The sequence below is a fragment of the Vibrio sp. 1249-1 genome, assembly GCF_033340495.1.
Genome location: NZ_JAWOWJ010000004.1, coordinates 312,705 through 332,019 on the forward strand (window position 1 = coordinate 312,705; position 19,315 = coordinate 332,019).

General features: G+C 43.9%; 16 protein-coding genes and 1 pseudogene. 9 read left to right on the forward strand and 8 right to left on the reverse strand.

The features are described from left to right. Positions 1-49 precede the first annotated feature (49 nt). The gene (locus R7Z50_RS10320) at positions 50-1,621 is read right to left on the reverse strand and encodes an ATP-binding cassette domain-containing protein (protein ID WP_318149060.1); all 1,572 of its coding nucleotides are present in this window, start codon (positions 1,619-1,621) and stop codon (positions 50-52) included. Positions 1,622-2,066: 445 nt separating this feature from the next. Between R7Z50_RS10320 and R7Z50_RS10325 the strand changes: the two genes are divergently transcribed. The 3 genes from R7Z50_RS10325 to R7Z50_RS10335 all read left to right on the forward strand — a co-directional run bounded on the left by R7Z50_RS10325 (position 2,067) and on the right by R7Z50_RS10335 (position 5,237). Continuing rightward, entirely contained in the window at positions 2,067-2,492 is a 426-nt protein-coding gene (locus R7Z50_RS10325; RefSeq protein ID WP_005375398.1) for a universal stress protein, read from the forward strand. A 166-nt stretch (positions 2,493-2,658) separates the two neighbouring features. Next, complete coding sequence (locus tag R7Z50_RS10330; RefSeq protein ID WP_005375391.1) at positions 2,659-3,276, forward strand: NAD(P)H-dependent oxidoreductase; 618 nt, start codon at positions 2,659-2,661, stop codon at positions 3,274-3,276. Beyond that, positions 3,273-5,237 carry a monovalent cation:proton antiporter-2 (CPA2) family protein gene (locus R7Z50_RS10335; protein ID WP_005375390.1) on the forward strand — a complete coding sequence of 655 codons (1,965 nt, stop codon included), beginning with the start codon at positions 3,273-3,275 and terminating at the stop codon, positions 5,235-5,237. Before R7Z50_RS10330 ends, R7Z50_RS10335 begins: the two co-directional genes overlap by 4 nt. A 92-nt stretch (positions 5,238-5,329) precedes the next feature. Here R7Z50_RS10335 and R7Z50_RS10340 read toward each other — a convergent pair whose 3' ends face one another. After that, entirely contained in the window at positions 5,330-5,623 is a 294-nt protein-coding gene (locus tag R7Z50_RS10340) for a hypothetical protein (protein ID WP_005375389.1), read from the reverse strand. Positions 5,624-5,868: 245 nt separating this feature from the next. Here R7Z50_RS10340 and R7Z50_RS10345 point away from each other — a divergent pair, with 245 nt between their 5' ends. Next, positions 5,869-6,162 (forward strand): ArsR/SmtB family transcription factor, encoded by a 294-nt coding sequence (locus tag R7Z50_RS10345; protein WP_005375388.1) that lies wholly within the window; start codon positions 5,869-5,871, stop codon positions 6,160-6,162. 108 nt (positions 6,163-6,270) lie between these two features. Here the strand turns inward: R7Z50_RS10345 and R7Z50_RS10350 are convergent, their stop codons facing one another. Further along, the gene (locus R7Z50_RS10350) at positions 6,271-7,620 is read right to left on the reverse strand and encodes an alpha-amylase family protein (RefSeq protein ID WP_206970782.1); all 1,350 of its coding nucleotides are present in this window, start codon (positions 7,618-7,620) and stop codon (positions 6,271-6,273) included. 520 nt (positions 7,621-8,140) lie between these two features. Here R7Z50_RS10350 and R7Z50_RS10355 point away from each other — a divergent pair. Both R7Z50_RS10355 and R7Z50_RS10360 read left to right on the forward strand, forming a co-directional pair. Beyond that, complete coding sequence (locus tag R7Z50_RS10355; RefSeq protein ID WP_005375386.1) at positions 8,141-8,497, forward strand: MerR family transcriptional regulator; 357 nt, start codon at positions 8,141-8,143, stop codon at positions 8,495-8,497. Positions 8,498-8,555: 58 nt separating this feature from the next. Then, complete coding sequence (locus tag R7Z50_RS10360; protein ID WP_206970781.1) at positions 8,556-8,933, forward strand: carboxymuconolactone decarboxylase family protein; 378 nt, start codon at positions 8,556-8,558, stop codon at positions 8,931-8,933. A gap of 77 nt (positions 8,934-9,010) precedes the next feature. Here R7Z50_RS10360 and R7Z50_RS10365 read toward each other — a convergent pair whose 3' ends face one another. Both R7Z50_RS10365 and R7Z50_RS10370 read right to left on the reverse strand, forming a co-directional pair. Then, entirely contained in the window at positions 9,011-9,241 is a 231-nt protein-coding gene (locus tag R7Z50_RS10365; RefSeq protein ID WP_005375384.1) for a PAS factor family protein, read from the reverse strand. Positions 9,242-9,523: 282 nt separating this feature from the next. Further along, positions 9,524-11,950 carry a M9 family metallopeptidase gene (locus tag R7Z50_RS10370; RefSeq protein ID WP_005375382.1) on the reverse strand — a complete coding sequence of 809 codons (2,427 nt, stop codon included), beginning with the start codon at positions 11,948-11,950 and terminating at the stop codon, positions 9,524-9,526. Between the two features lie 449 nt (positions 11,951-12,399). Between R7Z50_RS10370 and R7Z50_RS10375 the strand changes: the two genes are divergently transcribed. Continuing rightward, on the forward strand, positions 12,400-13,377 hold the full coding sequence (locus R7Z50_RS10375; RefSeq protein ID WP_033906792.1) for a hypothetical protein: 978 nt from the start codon (positions 12,400-12,402) through the stop codon (positions 13,375-13,377). A gap of 31 nt (positions 13,378-13,408) precedes the next feature. On the opposite strand, the gene accD is transcribed toward R7Z50_RS10375, so the two are convergent. Next, complete coding sequence (accD, locus tag R7Z50_RS10380) at positions 13,409-14,272, reverse strand: acetyl-CoA carboxylase, carboxyltransferase subunit beta (RefSeq protein WP_017821534.1); 864 nt, start codon at positions 14,270-14,272, stop codon at positions 13,409-13,411. A 141-nt stretch (positions 14,273-14,413) separates the two neighbouring features. On the opposite strand from accD, the gene R7Z50_RS10385 reads away from it, so the two are divergent. Continuing rightward, entirely contained in the window at positions 14,414-15,313 is a 900-nt protein-coding gene (locus tag R7Z50_RS10385) for a LysR family transcriptional regulator (protein WP_064376759.1), read from the forward strand. A gap of 147 nt (positions 15,314-15,460) precedes the next feature. Here R7Z50_RS10385 and R7Z50_RS10390 read toward each other — a convergent pair whose 3' ends face one another. Together R7Z50_RS10390 and R7Z50_RS10395 are read right to left on the reverse strand one after the other, a co-directional pair. Further along, a complete protein-coding gene (locus R7Z50_RS10390) occupies positions 15,461-17,020 on the reverse strand; it encodes a methyl-accepting chemotaxis protein (RefSeq protein ID WP_017635256.1) in 1,560 nt (519 codons plus the stop codon). 549 nt (positions 17,021-17,569) lie between these two features. Continuing rightward, positions 17,570-18,646, reverse strand: a pseudogene (locus R7Z50_RS10395) (nickel/cobalt efflux protein RcnA). A 135-nt stretch (positions 18,647-18,781) separates the two neighbouring features. On the opposite strand from R7Z50_RS10395, the gene rcnR reads away from it, so the two are divergent. Continuing rightward, positions 18,782-19,054, forward strand: a complete 273-nt coding sequence (gene rcnR, locus R7Z50_RS10400) for a Ni(II)/Co(II)-binding transcriptional repressor RcnR (protein WP_005375370.1) — start codon at positions 18,782-18,784, stop codon at positions 19,052-19,054. The last annotated feature ends 261 nt before the right edge of the window (positions 19,055-19,315 follow it).

A 19,315-nucleotide genomic window follows, 5' to 3' on the forward strand; every position in this document is an offset into this window, starting at 1 on the left:
AGCTTAGGAGCAATACTTAAGAGCTACGATGGCGTTTACTCTCTTTCGTCTAAGTCAGTTCAATTTGACGCAAAACCCCAGACTCAGAAGCGAAATCTTGGTCGTGACTAATCAGAACAAATCCACCTTTGTATGTGTTTAACGCCTGACTAAGCATTATTTTTGACTCGAGGTCGAGATGGTTATCTGGTTCATCAAGCAGCAGCAAAGGCTGAGAATTTTGGTGGCTGACTATCAGCATCGCGAGCTTCATCTTCTCGCCACCGCTCAGTAGGCGCCCCAACCGAAACACAGCATCTCGACGAAAACCGATCCCGGCCAATAAGGTCCTCGCTTCACTTTCCGTCATCTCTTGGCAGCTCTCCATTACGTTTTCAAGTAACGAAAGATTTGGATTCACTGCGCCAAAATGTTGGTCGAGATAATACAAAGGCGTATTCACTTGCAACTCACCACTCTGCAACGATAACTCGCCAAGCAATGCCTTTAACAAGGTTGATTTTCCGCAGCCATTTTTCCCTTTGAGATGGACTTTGTCGTTCGCAAAAATCTGCAACGTGATAGGTGTAGAATTCCCAAAAGGTAATATACCTTCTTGTATCGACAATACTTTTCGCGAACGGTTCGGATTATCTGTAAGATAAGACTTTTGCGCCTTGAGCTGCTCATGTCGCGATTGCAACGCCTGTTCTTTGGCTTGTAAATGCGCTTGTCTGAGTTGCTCATTCTTATTGCGATTTGAGGCACTGGCGGTCGCGCTATCCTTTTTTCCATCAAGCAAAATTTTGGGCTGACTGCCGTCTTTGCGCAGTTTGTTCCCTTGCGCGGCGCGTTGGTCTGCTTTTTCGCGATTTTTCTGGGCTTGCTCGGCTAACCGTTTTTTCTGTTTATCGACTTGCGCTAACTGCCTCTCGACCGCTTGCAGTTCAGTGCGTTTTTTCTCGGCGTACACATCGTAATTTCCACCAAAAGCCTGGAAACCTAGGCCCGATAGCTCCCAAATTTCCTCCATCTCTCGCAGCAGCTCACGATCGTGACTGATGAGTAAAATCGCGCCGCTGAAATGCGTCATAGACTCTATCAGCCATTGTTTCGCCTCGGTATCGAGGTGATTGGATGGTTCATCGAGAATCAAAAGCTCCGTTTCGTTTTCAAACAACTGCCATAGCTGCAAACGTGCCGACTGACCACCACTGAGCCGAGCACAAGAGAAATCAGGGTCTTGCGGTAATCCCATCGCAGCGAGCTGCTGTTTGAGTTTTAATTCAATATCCCACTGCTCGCCAACCAGTTCGAACCAATGTTCAGAAACATCACCTTGTTCAATCTGCTTTAAAGCATGCAAGACCGCATCTTTGCCCAGAAACTGGGCGATCGATTGCTGACCTGAAAGCAGATCAGACGGCTGCTGGCGATACATCATGAAAGAAGAGGGAGCAGTCACAACACCGCTGGCAGGCTGAGTTTCTCCCGCTAAAATGGAAGCCAAAAGCGACTTGCCGATGCCATTGCGCCCAACCAAACCAACACGTCGTTTAGTCATGGAACAAGAAATAGACTGGAATAGCGTATCGCCATTATCAAACTGATGGCTAACATTAAAAGCTTGTAAAACTGGCATAATTTGCCTCCTGTATGACAGGGACAACAGCCGTAGCTATGATTTGAAATTGCAACAAAACGCGTGCACAAACGCATTAAGCTCTATGTAAAGCTCGACGATATACGTCAAATCAAAAAGTCGTCTTGTTGCAAAGAAATATCGGAAAGTGAGCTACGCCTACTACCCCTGCAGATCCAAAAAATAAGTAAAAATATGGATGACAGGTTTAGTTCTTCATGTTGGCGTAATCTCCTAGAGAAATGATGCCCAAAGTGTAGCCGCTTTTTTGTTCAAAAAGCAAGCTTTCTAACCAAATGCGAACAAAAAGAAAGTTTCACAGTAAGTTGTTATATCACATTAACTTTTTAACAAGTCTTTGAACAATTTCGAGATCTTAGCAACACAATTTTTATCCAAGCCATACTATGCTTAGGGTAAAGATAATCCACATAAGGGCGTGGTTATGAAATACAAACATATCCTTGTTGCACTCGAACTGTCAGATGAAAGCACCGTGCTTATCGACAGAGCGGTATCAATGGCAAACTATCTCGACTCCGATATCTCCTTTATTCATATTGATGGTACGCACGGAGAAATCTATCGTGAGCTTGTAGACATTAAAGAAAACCCGGATCAAAGGCCGTTGAATGAGCATTCAATGGAATGTTTAAAAACATTTAGTGATTACATGGATTACCCACTTAAACATTTCTTCGTAGGTACTGGCGACTTGGCTGATAAATTAGAGGTCACCATTAAAGAGCAAGAAGTGGATCTTCTGATATGTGGTCACCACCAAGATTTCTGGAGCAAGATTATTTCTTACTCCAGACACTTAATTAACAAGTCACCGGTGGATATTCTAGTCGTCCCTATTCATGATTAGTAAAACGTAACGCTTCCCAAAACCACCAATCTATTTGGTGGTTTTTTATTGATATTGAAACAGCTTAAACAGTTTTCCAAACTAGCTTGGTGATCATTTATGAGTTACATTTTCTAACCAACCCGCGCTCCTACTGGGCATGGTTATTTAGATAGCAAGGATCCCTATGGCAAATAAAAAAGTACTCATTCTCTTTGCTCATCCTTCCCAGCATCGTTCAGAAGTGAATACTCCACTTTTCAAAGAAGCTCAAAAAATTGAAGGCGTGACATGTGTTGATCTCTATGGCGAATACCCTCGTTTCGATATTAATATCGACCGTGAGCAGCAACGCTTACGTGAGCATGACGTGGTGATTTTCCAATTCCCACTATATTGGTATTCAACGCCTGCGATTTTAAAAGAGTGGCAAGATCTGGTTTTGGAATATGGCTTTGCTTACGGTACAGATGGCACAGCACTGCAAGGCAAGACCATGCTTTGTGTGCTGTCTGCAGGGGGCAAAGAAGAAGCTTATAAGGCAGAGGGCTACAACCACTTTACGATTCGTCAACTGCTTGCGCCTATTGAACAAATGTCCGCACTGACCGGCATGAACTACATTGCCCCTCTCGCGATGTTTGGCGCACGTACAGCAGATGAAGAAGGGCGAATCCCTCGTCATGTTGAGCGGTACAAGAGCCTGCTAACAGCTTTAGTCGAAGATAGGTTGGATGTTGAAGCTGCGGCGTCATTAATCAAGCTTAACAGCGCATTGCCAGAGCTCATTAAGGAGGCTTCATGACAGGGATATTCTTACAAGCCTTCGTATATTTGATTGCTGCTGTAATTGCAGTCCCACTTGCTAAGCGTTTGGGACTTGGGTCCGTTTTAGGCTATCTCATCGCAGGTGTGGTTATTGGCCCAATTATCGGTTTAGTCGGTGAAGAAACAACAACAATCCAGCACTTTGCCGAGTTTGGCGTGGTGATGATGCTGTTTCTCGTTGGCTTAGAGCTCGAACCCAAAATGTTGTGGGCGATGCGCAATCGCTTAATGGGCTTAGGAGGTCTGCAAGTCGGCGGTACCGTCGCGGCGATTATGGGTATTGCCTTATACTTTGACCAGCCTTGGACCATAGCCTTAGCCATAGGTTTGATCTTCGCCCTCTCTTCTACTGCGATTGTTTTGCAAACTTTTAGCGAAAAAGGATTAACGAAGACGGAAGGTGGACAAAACGCTTTCTCCGTGTTGCTTTTTCAAGATATTGCAGTGATACCAATGTTGGCGTTCATTCCCCTATTGGCCTTACCTGAATTAATTGAACAGGCACAGTCCGCAGCACAAACAGCCGCAGCGCACCATGAAGAATTAAGCCTCGTTGCGGGGTTGCCAGGCTGGGCATACGGCATCGTAATCACAGCATCGATAGCAATCGTCGTCGTTGGTGGACACTTTTTAAGTCGACCGCTGCTCAATTATGTGGCTAGCTCTGGTTTGCGAGAAATCTTTACCGCAACTGCACTCATGCTTGTCATTGGTATCGCTGCACTGATGAGTTTAGTGGGCTTATCTCCTGCCTTAGGAACCTTCTTGGCTGGCGTTGTATTGGCGAACAGTGAATTCCGCCACGAGTTAGAATCCAATATCGAACCATTTAAAGGCCTATTGTTAGGTCTGTTCTTTATTACCGTTGGCGCAGGGATCAACTTCTCGGTCCTTTTTGGTGATTTCTGGTTGGTCATGGCATTGACCATTGGCGTGATGGTTTTGAAAGCCTTGGTGCTGTTTATTCTTGCACTGATATTTAGGGTGAAAGGCAGCAACCGCTGGCTGTTTACCCTAAGCTTGGCTCAAGCAGGTGAATTCGGCTTTGTACTTCTAAGCTTTTCAGTGCAAAACCACGTCATCCCATTTGAACTTTCACAAACTCTTGCGTTAGTGGTTGCGATTTCGATGTTCCTGACACCAGGTTTGTTTATTCTGTTTGATAGAGTGATTCTGCCGCGCTTTGAAAGCCAGTCAAATGAACGCGAAAGCGATACGATTGAGGAAACAGGCACGGTGATCATCGCCGGCATCGGCCGCTTTGGACAAATAGTGAATCGCCTATTGGTATCAAACGGCGTGACTACCGTGGTACTTGACCATCAATCTGACCAAGTCGATAACATGCGCCAGATTGGCACTCGCGCCTATTTTGGCGACGCGACTCGACCAGATATGCTACATACAGCCGGCATTGAGCACGCCGCTGCGTTGGTTGTGGCGATTGATAACCAAGAATCGAGTGTAGAACTGGTGAAGTACGTTAAGCACACGTACCCAAAAGTAACAGTGATTGCACGTGCCTTTGACCGTGGACATGGCTATCTTTTGCGTCAAGCGGGGGCTGATATTATTGAATCAGAGACCTACCATTCTGCATTGGAGATGGGCGGTCACACAATGAAAGCCCTTGGCATTCACCCCTTCTTTGTTGAACAACAGAAGGCGACATATAAGCGTGTTGAAGCACGTAAGTCAGAAATACTTTACAAAGCTTGGGAAGATGATTCTGAAGGTGAACGCTATGACAACAATTTCCGACAACTGTTTATTCAGTTAGAGGAGAAAATGGCGGAAGAGATGCAAAAAGATCGTCATGACAAACTATCGCGGTCAGAACGTGGTTGGACACCGCCACCTAAAGGTTACGCCGATGACTTTAATGAAGATAACGTCCAAGAGCTAACACCACCAAGAGAAGAGCCTATCCAACGATAACGCACTCCATATTAAAAACCTCCCGCTTGGGAGGTTTTTATTTTTTCAGTACAGAGCCACACGCCGTGCAGAATAAAATGATCTTCTCGATATTACATAAGATCATTCATTAAAATCTCATACTCTTCGTTTGCTTCTTCCACTAAATGAGAAAGCTCTAACGCATCAGTAACTGCAAGATTGAACTGCCACGGAGTTGTGTCTTCTTTACCACAGATTCGAGTTTCACACCCACGACTCTCAAAAGACAAATCATCAAACTCTGTGGTGTGGCGCTCTTGAAGTTCAACAATCTCAACTTCTAATTTACCAACAGGGTTGACTTTAACGTGGGCATGTAACTCCGAACTGTTAGACAAACAATAATCTCTATGAACCGCAATCATGGCCGCCTCCTTGGTCTGCCAACTGACAACTCAACATTGAGTGTAGACGAGGGATTTTGAACGTGGCGTGAAATAATAATGAAGATTGATCTGTCTCATTAGAACAGACAATTGTTGTCATGAAGGCATGAGCCAGTATGAATCTCATCTGATTTAAACTGTTCTGAGATCGTAATAGTTGGCATTTACCGAGACTTTCCCTATTATCGAAACAAAATTACTGTGGTCATTCTTTAGAGGTCAGTATGGAGCTTGAAGCCGTTGCTAAAGCACTAAAAGAGTTAGGGCATCCGACTCGTTTAAGTATTTACAAAGAAGTCGTCAAAGCGGGATACAAAGGTATCGCGGTAGGCGGCGTACAAGAAAAGCTTGGCATTCCAGCATCCACTCTCTCTCATCATATCTCGAGCCTTGCTTCAGCTGGTCTTCTCACCCAGCGCCGCGAGGGTAGAACCCTTTTTTGTGTTGCAGAGTATCAGTGCTTAGATGACGTAATTGGTTTTTTAAAAGCAGAATGTTGCGTTAACGAGTGCTCATAAATTTCTAGCAAAAACGAGAGAGTTTGAGTTTCTATTGAACTTCAGCAGAACGTGAATGACGATGAAAAACATACACACCGAAGTTGCTAAGCTCGGTGTGTACATCTTCTAGTTCGCGACAAGTAACATCGACGACTTAGATGGTACGATTAACTTACCGTCAGTCGGAATGATTTGTTCTGTCATCAAATCAACCCAATTGCCATCCGTTTTTAATGTCAAAGACTGTTGACGCTGTGATTTATTAAGCACCACAATACCTTTGTCACCTCGCTTAAGTACGAGCATGTCATCGTTACCTTCAAGAACACTCATCGGCTCGCCATGCGTCATATTATGGAACTGGATCATTTTTGTCATTCTCGGGTCGCTCCATGCACCTTGCCACCTTGGCTGACCATTTTTACCTTTAATACCGCTGGTGTTTAAGTCGGTATAAATCAACGGCACACCGCCATCTCGGCCTAGAATATAGGCATAAGCTAACCATTCGTTTTCCTCGTCCATGATGAGATCAAGAAAGACATCATTGTTAGGAATATCATGTGTGATAGCAAATGTAATCGCACGACCGGGGGACAAAGCCTGACCAAAACAATAGGGATCAATCAGAGACTTGAAGCTGCCCTTTTTAGCAAACGCCTTAAACATGGTTGAGAACAAAGGGAAATCGTACGCACCTAGGCGAGTTTCCTGTAGATACGGCTCAAGAAACAGCTGATACTCTTCTTCCGTCGCACCGCCATCGGTAATAATTTCACCAAATATATGCACATCCCGCGTGATGTCGTCTGTCCAAACACGCTTAAGATGCTCTAACGTCATGTGTTTCGCAGCGTCAATACGAAAACCTTTCACACCAATAGCTTTCAGCGCCTTTAGGTACGCTCGCTGCTGCTCAACGACATGGTCACAAACACGAAGAGTTGGCAAGCCAGGATCGGTTGGTCCACCTGTGATACGTCCGTTTTGAACCTGCCACTTATCTTTCCAGTCTTTGATGCCGAATGCTTCAACAAAGTCCTCTTCATCAAAAAGTGGTTGAGATAGATCGCCAAACAACGCTAGCGACTGATATTTCTGTTTGTTGTTCTGGTATTCCTCCAAGACCTCTTGTCTTGGGTACTGAAGGTCTCTGCGAAGGTGGGCCTCATTTGCCATATGGTTAAACACTACGTCGGCATAAACCCACACACCAACTTGCTCCAGTTCACGAACCATATGAATAAAATCTTTGGTATCACCCAAAGCATTATCGATAACACGATAATCTTGTGGTTGATAACGCTGCCACCAGCGCTCATCGTGTGCGCTTTTCATTGGTGGCGAAACCAACACAGAGCCATAACCAAGCTCGCGGATTTCTTTTGCTCGTTGGGCAATGTCAGCATACTTCCAATCAAACGCATGTAAGATAACGTTTGCACCGAATGATTGTGTTTCCTGTGAGCCACTCATGTTGTTCTCCTGCTCGTTTCCACTCACGATTACTTGTTTGCATTTTTTTGTGAGTGAATTCAATAATCGAAATTATAAAAGCTATTCATCAGAGGCACTCACCCTTTTAGCACTAACTCAAGGCTGAAATCGAAGGCGTAGCGACTCATCCATTGCACAGCGATAAATCGTTCTGAGTGAATAACGGGCACACGACATACAACCCGAACAGACCAAAACAAAACTAAGGCATTGTTTTGATTAACAAAAACTTAAATTTAAAAAGATAGAACATAAGACCTATGTACGCCCTAAAATAGGCCCAAAGGATAAAAATAGCCAAGCCAACCCGTTGAGTAATCAATTGTTAATAAAACGAAACTGGCAGATGGATCACGTTTGGCGCGTTTCAAAAATCCAGTAAATCACCATACCTAGCGTTAAAAGACTAAAGATTTCTGTTTGTATCTGTCCCGAAATGACTTCAAAATGCGAAACTTAGCTTATCTCTATGGGGTATGCTCTACCTTGGAGGATAATAATGAATATCAAAGAATTTTCTGACCTCGTCGGGCTATCTGCTCATACACTTCGATACTATGAAAAAATCGGTTTACTTAAACATGTCCATAGAAACGCGAGTGGACATCGAATGTATAGTTCGAAAGATCTAAACTGGATAAGCTTTGTTAAGCGTTTAAAAGAAACTGCAATGCCACTTGAAGAGATTCTAGAGTATGCCAAATTAAGGGAAGTCGGCTCTCAATCTGTACCACAACGTCAAGCCCTGTTAGAACAACACCAAGAAAACCTCAAACGCCACATTGAGCAACAGAAAAAGCACTTATCGGCTCTAGAAGAAAAAATTGCCTTGTATAAAAGCGGAAAAGTTCGTTGACTTAGAGTTAACTCTAACGATTAAGGTGTGTTTACGTTTATTCACTAGGAACATACCGATGGAACAATCACGCTTTAACAAAGGATTAGAACTACTCTCTCAAATTGATGGCGACGCTGGTCATAATGTCATCGAAACCTTACAAGATATTTGTCCAGATTTAGCTCAGTACACCATTGAGTATCCGTTTGGCGATATTTATGCTCGCCCGGGCTTAGACCTAAAATCGAGAGAAATCGCAACCGTCGCCGCGCTAACGGCAATGGGGGATTGCGCGCCGCAACTAAAAGTGCACTTAAATGCAGCGCTGAATGTAGGCTGTAGCGAGGATGAGATTAAAGAGATCATTTTGCAGATGTCCGTCTACGCAGGTTTTCCCGCGGCATTAAACGGCATGTTTGCATTCAAAGAAGTGCTAGCGGAAAGAGCAGAGTAATAACGACGTTGAAATCAATTTAACCGCAATTAAAAACGGCCCTTGGGGTTCGGGCCGTGATTAAAACAACGAGTGAATTAGCGCTCAGGAGTTTCAAGCAGTTTAACCGCGCAATCTACCGCGTTGTTAATGCCTTGACTGCTCTCCAACTTGCCTGAACTTGCAGGACCAAGGGCACAAGAATACAAAGCCAGCTGCTTATCGAACGGCAGATCCAACTGTTCATAGAGATTTTGTCGGATTCTTGCATGTTGTTCTGGTTCTTGGTTAGCAAGGCTAATCAACGTTTCATAAATAAGCGTTTTCATGTCTTTCCCTTTTCACTTTATTGCACGGGGTGCATATATATTGTATCCATTTGGGAAGCACAAATCAGAAGCTAGGTCACAGAACGCGTCGCTAAAAAAGTTTATGTGCGCGGTAAATTGCAATACAAACCTAAAGCCGTTTAGAAAAAGGGCAACTGATAACTCGATAGATCAGCCGATTAACTAGCATTCGCCGCTGTTTGTTTATAATCGTGTCCGATATAAACAAAAACGTCGCTGTATCAGCGACGTTTTATCTCGACTTTAGTTAATCGAACCTGTTTAGTTGAAGTGCACTAGCATTTCAACGTCATCGCCTTGCTCTGGAGCCTGAAGAGCGAAGTGCACGTACCCTGCTTCAGTAACAGGAATCGCAAGGTATTCATTGCTGCCTGCATAGTTGGACGCATACTCGTGCTGCTCTACTGTAGGCCAATGCTCCCTACTCGCGTATAGATCGACATTACCAGTTTGAGAGTGAGCCGTTAGCCATACACGAACCTCTTCAACACCTTCAGGCACATAAACTGCTGCATAACGCTGCTTGTGAACGGTAAGCATTTTGGCTTCACCAGACTCTAATACCACAGGTGCTAAATCATCTTGCACTTGGGTTGGCGGTGTTTGCGCTTCCACTTCTAACGCAGCCACAAGATTCACTGAGTCATAGCTATCACGTCCAGTTAAGCTGATGTAGTAACGACCCGCTTTAACGTAACCATCTTGCTCTGGTTCAAACACAATCTCTTCATTGCTGCCATCAGCATATTGACTCATTTCGAAATCATAGTAATGCGCGACTTTGTTGTAGCTCATGTAAAGATCCGCATCACCCGCACCCTCAATAGATACATTGAAGTTAACGGTGTTGGCTGGAACATCAACGTAGAACAGTTTTTCGCTGTATGCTTCGCCACTGAGCTGAAGGCTTTGGTTCGCCGTCAATTCAGTCACTTGTGCTTCAGGGCTTGTTGGTTCTGTTGGCTCTTCTGGGTCTGTATCAGGTTGCTCAGGTTCCACTTTTAATGTGTCCAACCAACGTTCAAACTCAGCATCGTATTGTTGACCTAAAGACGTCACCTGCTGTGCCCATTGTTCGAACTGGCCAGAGCGCGACAATGCCAACAAGCTTTCGACGTCTTGTGGATGATTTTCTAACATGAATCGAACAGCTAGATAACCCCAACGATAGATACGATTGGTATCGTGAGAGTACGTGGTATCAAACACAGTGGAAAGGCTCAGTTTACCATCTGCAATCAGCTCAATCGCAGCTTGGTAACCTTGCTTGTAATGCATGTATTCAGCAAAACCTTCTAGCCACCAAACAATATGACCATGAGCCAAGTTATCGCTGAACGAACCGTATTGGTTAAATCGTGCATCTAAATAGTGCGTGTATTCATGTTCTAGGTTCAAGATAGAGAGATCTTCACCATTCGCGTAGCGATAAGCGACGAAACGCGCAGTATTGTCCGCTTTTGAAGGGTCACCTTCTAGGTACTGACCACCGTTGTCCGTTGTATTACCAAATAGGAATGAAGAGTAATCAACGTAACTAGTGTTACTCGCGAATACCGCCACTTCAACACGATCATTCAAATCATCAGCGACAGGTTGATTACCCGTATTCGCAACTCGATGGAAGTCGGCTTCTTTTGCCGCTAGCACTTCACACGCTTTCGCTGCTTGAGCATCGGTCAGATCCTCAGAGCGAATAATGGCAGGTCCCTGACATTCAAAACGATTTGGCATTACACGTGCAGCTAAATCTTGCTTGGCTTGCTCAATATTCAGACCATTTAGGCCTTCTGGTGCGTAGTAGCTCATCATTTCAACGGCAGCAAGCCATAGTTTGTCATGCTCACTACCCAGTGGATAACGCTGCATCACCTGTTGCATTACTGCCAATGCTTTGCGTTTGGTCTCCTGATCTGGGCTCGCGAGCAAACGACCAGTTTCACGTAATGCATTGAAAACGATAAAGCTTGCATCCGTATCTAATGCCCAAGCATTATCAGATGCGAATTTCACCAACGTATCAATATGGTGTGTATTGTTTGCCATGTATCGGTAGAACGCATCGTTCGCCGCATGGCCTGCCATAGAGCGGAACAAGTTGTTTAAACCATCGACCCATTGCGTGTCCTGCGCGGTTTCACGATTAAAGTGCATCAACGCGGCCATCATGCTATCCATGGTCAGCGGCAACTGCTTAACGTTATCAACCATCAAAGTCAGGCTCTTCATTGCACCAACTTGTTCACGACCTTGATCCAAAGCATGAGGGTTGTTTAGGAATAGGTTCGTCGACTGAGCAAAACGCTGACTCAACGCTTGCGAAAACTCAGGTGTACCAGTACCAGCGTTGTAGCGAACGTAGTAGGCCGCTCGAATAAATTCGCCTAGGTTCTCTAGAATACGAGCTTGATCTGCTTCACCACGATAGCGAGCGATTTCTTGATCCAGCGCGACTTGGATACGGCTTAGGCTCGCTTCACTATAGATATCATTCAGCGTTTCTGAAGGTGCTGAAAACCAAGCGTGGTAGCAATCATACTCAGCACCAGAAACGGCAGTAGCCAGATCTCGCGATTGTTGTAAATCAGCAACAGCACACTGATTTTGTGCAAAAGAGAAGCCAGACACACTCGCTAGCATACAAGCAAGCGCCAAACGATGGCGCGGGAAAAAACGGATATGAGACATAACAACACTCATTGATTATTAACATACATTGAGTGGGGGTTTATATTCTTTACAGCTCAAACAGTGAAATCAGTGTCATAAAATTTATGAAACCGCTCCCAAAAATAGGTCTTTTACTCTAATTAAATGGGAGCAATCCCACTCCAAAAAAACTCACAATTATCAATAAAAACATTAATTTACCTTTTTCTAAATAACGACTTTATGAGGAAAATTGCCCTTAAACGCCCCCCCTTAACTCTTCCAGATAGAGTTCACGACAATCAAAGGTTCTAAATTAAATTTTGATGCTTGATACCATCTATTTTTATTTGTGACTCATTCCCAATAAGTCATAGAGTGCATATCAAAAGGTTGGCATTAATGGTAAATTCTCCGCCAAATCAAACACATTTACTCCTCCAGTCATTGATGAGTGAATAAAGCAGATATTTGGCTAGGGATAATACATGTCACTTTGGGGATTTTGGGGAGCGGGGATTGCCTACTTCATGACAACGTTTGCCTTTGTTTTTGGCGGCATTTTTTGGTTATGTGCTGAAGGTAATACATTAAGAGAAACAAAGCGCCAATCATCAATAATGTCCGGGGTTATTGCTTGTACTATTGGAACTTGGGTGCTTGCTTTTGGTGTTTACGTTTACGGTTACTTTTGGGATAACTCTTCTCACTATTATTTTTATTTGCTCGCTCCATGGGGACTTGCCATTTTTGGGGTAAAACTTCGTAACCGCTGGGTTAAGCAATACGCGCGTGTAAAACACGCAAAAGAAGAACAGTGGCAAAAGCACTGGCGAGAATTATTAGGGGAAGATACTGAAGAGCTTCCACCATATACACATGATTACGAGCTCTACTCGGGCATTTGGCAAGCCAATGAAGCGCTCCAAGAACAGTGTTTTGCAGCCCTTCCTCACGGGAAAGCAGTCTACGAGAGAGTGAAAGCCTTCCAAACGATGGCCTCCCCCGCTGGTGACATAAACAATCAAGTTTTGCTGAGTAAACTCGATCAACTAGAGGATGAAATCATTCAAGTTCTTGAGCAACACTCGCAAAAGAAAGTAAGCATTGAAACTGGCGCAGGTACTTTACACAAAGAGTCAAAACGCAATGTTTATCACCATGAGAATGGCCCAACAGAAGAGCAACTGTACGACTCAATCAACCTCCAACATGATTTGGATCGAGAGCTACGCAACATTATCTATGATCGGCTCGGTTACGATGGCGAAGATGAGTACTTTTTCCTCCAAGCGCCACTCGAAGAGCTTACCGAGAATGAAACCGCAATCAACTGGATGCTCTGGGGGTTAGTAAGCAACCATTTTGCTGTTGACCCATACCAAACGGCGTTGGATCTCAGCCTAATGAATGCGGAACCAAGATGGGGGCAAAATGAACGGTTTGTAATGATTACGGCTCAATAAACGCAAGTACTAAGTCTAATTTTAATACAACCTATTCTGAGACCACCCTCGCGTTGGTTAACTTAGCCAGTAAGCGGCCAACGCGATCGCGCATTTCACGTCTATCGACAATCATATCTAGCGCACCATGCGCTAGTAAAAATTCACTTCGCTGAAACTCGTCTGGTAGCTTTTCACGTACCGTTTGCTCAATGACCCGTCTTCCCGCAAAGCCAATACTTGCTTTAGGTTCACCAATATTGATGTCTCCTAACATGGCTAAACTCGCCGAGACGCCACCATAAGTTTGGTCCGTCAATACTGAGATATAGGGTAATCTGTGCTCAGATAAGTGGTTTAACGCGGCGCTGGTTTTTGACATTTGCATGAGTGCCACCAAAGACTCTTGCATGCGCGCCCCTCCGCAAGCGGAAAAACATACTAACCCAGATTTTGTATTAATTGCGCTTTCAACTGCTCGGACAAACTTCTCGCCAACCACTGCGCCCATCGAGCCTGCCATGAAAGAGAATTCGAATGCACACGCAACAACAGGCAGCCCCAATAACTTGCCCTCCATCACCACCAACGCATCTTTTTCTCCAGTCGTTTTCTGTGCTAAAGCAATTCGCTCTTTATATCGCTTTAAGTCTTTAAAACCCAAAATATCTTGTGGCTCCAACTCACTTGCCAACTCTTGTTGTGTTCCATGGTCCAGAAAAGAGATCAACCTTTGACGCGCAGCCATTCTCATGTGATATGAGCATTTAGGGCATACTTCCAAATTTTCTTTTAACGCGGCACGATAAAGTATTTGTTCACACTCAGGACACTTTGTCCAAACGCCCTCAGGGATAGACGCTTTGCGCGAACCTATTATATTTTTATTCTCAAATAACCGTTCTAACCAGCTCATAAATTCACCACTATTGATTACGTTCTAGCGCGATATCTCGTTGTTTGTTCGCTTAAACTTGTAAATAAAATTGTATGTAACTTAGTACAGGGATAAAGTGCGATATGCTGGCTTGATAATCCAATAAAGTGGGATAATGAAATGTTTGATAACGTTGACCAAATCTGGTTAAAAAGTTTTCACTGTGTTTATGAGAACAACAGCTTTAAGCGAGCCGCTGAGTGTTTGAATATACCAACATCAAATATCAGCCGACACATTGCCCTGCTTGAAGAAAAGTTAAACATTAGGTTGTTCAATAGAACAACAAGGCGAATGACGCCCACCGAGGCTGGAGAAGAGCTCTATAGCAGCACTCGTCCGTTATTGGAGCAACTCAACGCCGCACTAGAAACTGTAACGCGCCACTCGCACACGGTAACAGGGGAACTGCGAACTCTTATGCCAGACACACCTGTACTGGCCAAAGCGGTTGTCACCTTTTGCACGCAATACCCGTCAATCTCTTTGTCTTGCGATACAACGCTAAACCCTAAAGATGATGTTATTGACAGCTTTGATGTCATTTTGAGTTTTCATAGAGGGACTTTGTCAGACAGTAACTGGGTGGCGAGAGAGATAAAACGCTGGCCCAGTGCCATTTTAGCCGCGCCTCAACTAATTGAGAAATACGCCCCCCCTTACAAAATTACGGATCTAAGTCATGTTCCCTGCATCACGACGCTTACCGCAGTAAATGGTGCACCATGGGTATTCAGAAACCCTGCTGGGGGCCATATTACTCAAACTGTGCAATCTTCATTCAAAGTAAACAGCGGTCATCTCGCCAGATATGGCGCGTTATCAGGGCTTGGATACGCAATATTGCCAATTGAGTCATGCCAAAATGAGATCAAAAATGGTGAGCTAGAAATCGTCACTCTAGAGTACGAACCTGAGGATTTAGTGCTTTACGCCTTTTACTCGTCAAGAAAACATGTAGCTAAGAAAATATCTATGTTTGTTGAACATTTAAAGCAAAACGCAAAACTTAACGCCTAGCTAAGCTTTACTCAACTAATTTATCGTATTCTGTTTTATCGTCTAGAAAGGACAAACACCGCTAAGCGATTTGAGACTCGATTTTTTCAAATAAAAAAGCCAGCAATTAACATTTACTGGCTTTTATTAAAGAGGGTCAGTTGGCGTTTAGATTCTAAACGCTCCTACGTGACGATCGAGTGTTCGCGATAGCTCCGCGAGTTGTTGACTTGATTCTTCTAGTTGCTCACTCGCTGTTAGCGCACTTTTCACTGAGTGGCTGACGGTATCCATGTTCATATTAATTTCGTTTGCTACCGTTGATTGCTGTTCTGTTGCGGTTGCTACTTGAGTATTGATATCTGAAATAGTCGTCACTTGTGCAGCTATTGCTTCTAAAGCCTGTCGAGCTAACTCAGTTTCTGCCGTTCCTTCTTCAATAAGAGTCTTACTATTACTCATTGAATTCACCGCACTTTGAGCTTCAGTTTGTAGCTGGTGAATCATATTGTCAATTTCATCGGTAGAATGAGCCGTTTTAGTCGCTAGGTTGCGAACTTCATCAGCGACTACTGCAAAACCTCGGCCGGCATCACCAGCGCGTGCCGCTTCGATAGCCGCATTGAGAGCCAATAGATTGGTTTGCTCCGAAATACCTCTAATCACCTCTAGAATACTACCAATTGACTGAGTATTTTCAGCAAGACTCACGATAATGTTGGAAGTGCTGTTCATCTCGTTTTCAAGATTAGTCATCGCCGTTTTGGTTCTTTCTAGCGTCGTGTAGCCATCTTGCGCTTCATTACTTGCTGCACTCGCAGCATTTGCCGCTCCGGCAGCATTGGAGGCAATTTCATTGACCGTCGCAATCATTTCGTTCATGGATGTGACAACCAGCATGGTTTGCTCGTTCTGCTCTTGCCCTCTTGTGAGCGCTTGCTGAGATTGCCCACGCAAAGCGACAGCTGAACTATTAAGCTCCACACCAGTATTTACAACTTGTGTAATAATCTCATGTACTTTCCCAACAAAAACGTTGAAAGCAGAAGAAATTTGCGCGACTTCGTCATTACCTTTCGCTGGCAAACGAACGGTTAAGTCTCCGTCTCCTTTTGAGATGTCTTGTAGAGCGTCTTTAAGCGCAGAAAGCGGTCTCATCAGTTTATTTAGCAGAAGTGACAGAATCAAAACACACATAACGAAGATCGCCACCATAGAGATCAACTGGTAAGTAATAATTCCATTCGTCGCTTGGCTCACTTCGGTAATAGGAATACCAATATCAAAAGTACCGTATAACTGACCATCCACATAAATTGGTGCCATGATGTCAAACACCCATACTTTCTGGACATCGGCATACCACTTTGAGTACTGTTGAACACCTCTCGTCGCGCCTTCAACAGTATATTCATCGTTATAGGTTTTGTTCAGCTTGTGCTTATCACTGTGGGCTACTGCCGTTACGTTACGGTCAATTACAACGGCATAACTCACGTCTGAACGTTGTTTCAGCCCCTCAACAAGCGATTGTAAATCTTGCATTGGATTGGCTGAGTTCTCCAAAATATAACTCGCATTTCCCGCTAGAAACTCAGCTTGAACTTGGGATTTGTTTAAGATGATGTCATCGATTTTCTGACTCGAAATTAGGTACGTTGATGCCATACTCGCCACGACAGCAATACCAAACATGGCGCAGACTGCTAATAAGATGATTCTTTTCATTATAATTGTCTCAATACAATTCAATTGATGCTCATTAATCGAGCGCTAAGCCTTTCTTCTCCAAAACCAACCAAACTGCATTTTGGGTCTGTTTGGCAGAGCAAGACATAACTTTATAACTATGTATCTGCTTGGTTCCCGATTACTTTAGACAGAAGGAAAAAAAGTCTTCAAAACGTCACATTTCTACGAGGTTTGGCGAAGGGACGAGTACGCAAAAGGAAACGTTTGCATAGTTAAATTTAACTATGCGACCAAATTGGTATCGAACATTAAAGAAAAGAGTTCTAATTAGCGTTTTGCCGTCGGGAGCGCTGTGGTCAGTGCTCCCGTTTTATCATTTAGTATCTCAGGTTCAGATATTAGAGCCACAATTGCAGCGGTTGTAATCCGAGATGCTTGGTGAAGCGAGAATGACTTGGTTTGTAGATATGGCAGCGATGTCAGATCGAGTGATTCTCAATCAAGAATCGGCAGCAAAATAGGCAAACCAAGGCATGAAGCTATTACCCATGCAAAAAGAAAGGAAAAGAATCTTTACCACAGAGTTTAACTTGTCAGCGATATGTATCCATGCATACCCATGTACAAACCAACTGCACTGATCAAGACGCCCGATAAGTAAGGAGCTCGACGTGCAACATCATTCAAACCGCTCCATTTAGATGTCGCTTTTTGCACGCCCACTGCTGCCACAACGCCAACAGCAACCAGAGTCAAGGCTAAGCCAATACTGAATGACACAACTAATGTCGCACCAAGAGTCATTGCCTTAAGCTGCAAACAGATAAGCAAAACCGTTACCGCAGCAGGGCATGGAATCAAACCGCCCGTTAATCCAAACAGCAGAATTTGCCCATTCGTCACGTCTCGATTCTCAAAGCGTTTTTGAATGTCTAAAGCGTGAGCGCGTTCGTGAGCATCTTGATATTCCTTATCTTCGCTTTCTAAATGAGAACCAGGACGGAAATGTACATCAAAGTCATGGGTATGATCATGGTGCCCGATGATCAAAGTGACAGAAAGTCCATTAGAGACTTTAATGCAAGACGCCGATTCCAAGTATCCATCACGCTCTATAAAGTGATAAATATCAGCAGGTTGATAACCATCACTCGATACCGAAACCTTGATACCTTCAGCAGTTAAAGGTTTACCGCTGAGTGTTCGCAACTGGAAACGGTGATGCTCCCCTTCCTCTGTAATCGAAAGCGAAACATGCCCATGTCCTGTATCCACAACTTGCGTCGTCCAATCGCGAGCATGATCCTGAACTTTGTTCCAAGCTCGCTCATCGCTCCATGTCCGTCAAAACATCCATACGCCGGTTGTCACGATAATGACCCCAGAGATAAGTTGCATCCATGGTTCAGCCGCTTCAGCGGTGAATTTCTGGCTAATATACATCCCGCCAACAGCGATTAACCATACAATTGCAGTGTGAGAAAGTGTGGCAGCTAAACCCAGCATCACGGCTTGTTTGACCGTTCCTTTCACAGCGACAATGAACGCCGCCATCATCGTTTTAGAGTGCCCAGGTTCTAAACCATGCAAAGCGCCAAGCAAAATGGCACTGGGAATAAAGAACCACCCATTACCTTGTTGTAGTAACGCGACAAAATCCATTGTTGTTCTCTGTTGTTGATTCTAATTTATCGCAAACTATACTCCCCCCTAGTATTAAATACTACCCCCCAGTATAAATTGAGTGCTACATTATCAGTTAGAATAACTCGGCCCGTAACTTAAAGAAGATAAGACATGTCGCATACAACCAGAGATCAAAAGAAGCTCAACACTCGAGTCAGTAAAATACAGGGTCAGGTGAATGGACTTAAAAAAATGCTGGAAGAAGAGCATGAATGCCAAGATGTGTTGCAGCAGATTGCCGCTATTCGGGGAGCAGTAAATGGTTTGATGCGAGAAGTAATTAAAGGTCACTTACTTGAGCACGTTGTACTTGAGGAAGACAAAACTCAACGTGAAAAAGATATGGAAGTCGTATTAAAAGTACTGGACTCTTATATAAAGTAACCCTACTTCGCTAGAGTAAAGTCACTAGGGTTAAACTCGAATAGATCCTTTATAGGTAATCGCTTACTAAGCGGGAAATAAAAATTCCATTTCATATTGATTAAGTTGAAGATGGAACCTATATCGGTTCAAGTTAAATAGTTTATTTATAAGAACTAAAACGGCCCAAACATAGGGCCGTTCATATTATTAAAAAACTCTAAACTATCTGATAAAAATACATATTGTGATAGGTTTTTACTTTATGGAAGAGTACAAGTA

Coding starts and splice junctions, on each gene's coding strand:
- R7Z50_RS10320 (WP_318149060.1), bottom strand. CDS start 1,621: ATGCCAGTTTTACAAGCTTTTAATGTTAGCCATCAGTTTGATAATGGC.
- R7Z50_RS10325 (WP_005375398.1), top strand. CDS start 2,067: ATGAAATACAAACATATCCTTGTTGCACTCGAACTGTCAGATGAAAGC.
- R7Z50_RS10330 (WP_005375391.1), top strand. CDS start 2,659: ATGGCAAATAAAAAAGTACTCATTCTCTTTGCTCATCCTTCCCAGCAT.
- R7Z50_RS10335 (WP_005375390.1), top strand. CDS start 3,273: ATGACAGGGATATTCTTACAAGCCTTCGTATATTTGATTGCTGCTGTA.
- R7Z50_RS10340 (WP_005375389.1), bottom strand. CDS start 5,623: ATGATTGCGGTTCATAGAGATTATTGTTTGTCTAACAGTTCGGAGTTA.
- R7Z50_RS10345 (WP_005375388.1), top strand. CDS start 5,869: ATGGAGCTTGAAGCCGTTGCTAAAGCACTAAAAGAGTTAGGGCATCCG.
- R7Z50_RS10350 (WP_206970782.1), bottom strand. CDS start 7,620: ATGAGTGGCTCACAGGAAACACAATCATTCGGTGCAAACGTTATCTTA.
- R7Z50_RS10355 (WP_005375386.1), top strand. CDS start 8,141: ATGAATATCAAAGAATTTTCTGACCTCGTCGGGCTATCTGCTCATACA.
- R7Z50_RS10360 (WP_206970781.1), top strand. CDS start 8,556: ATGGAACAATCACGCTTTAACAAAGGATTAGAACTACTCTCTCAAATT.
- R7Z50_RS10365 (WP_005375384.1), bottom strand. CDS start 9,241: ATGAAAACGCTTATTTATGAAACGTTGATTAGCCTTGCTAACCAAGAA.
- R7Z50_RS10370 (WP_005375382.1), bottom strand. CDS start 11,950: ATGTCTCATATCCGTTTTTTCCCGCGCCATCGTTTGGCGCTTGCTTGT.
- R7Z50_RS10375 (WP_033906792.1), top strand. CDS start 12,400: ATGTCACTTTGGGGATTTTGGGGAGCGGGGATTGCCTACTTCATGACA.
- accD (WP_017821534.1), bottom strand. CDS start 14,272: ATGAGCTGGTTAGAACGGTTATTTGAGAATAAAAATATAATAGGTTCG.
- R7Z50_RS10385 (WP_064376759.1), top strand. CDS start 14,414: ATGTTTGATAACGTTGACCAAATCTGGTTAAAAAGTTTTCACTGTGTT.
- R7Z50_RS10390 (WP_017635256.1), bottom strand. CDS start 17,020: ATGAAAAGAATCATCTTATTAGCAGTCTGCGCCATGTTTGGTATTGCT.
- rcnR (WP_005375370.1), top strand. CDS start 18,782: ATGTCGCATACAACCAGAGATCAAAAGAAGCTCAACACTCGAGTCAGT.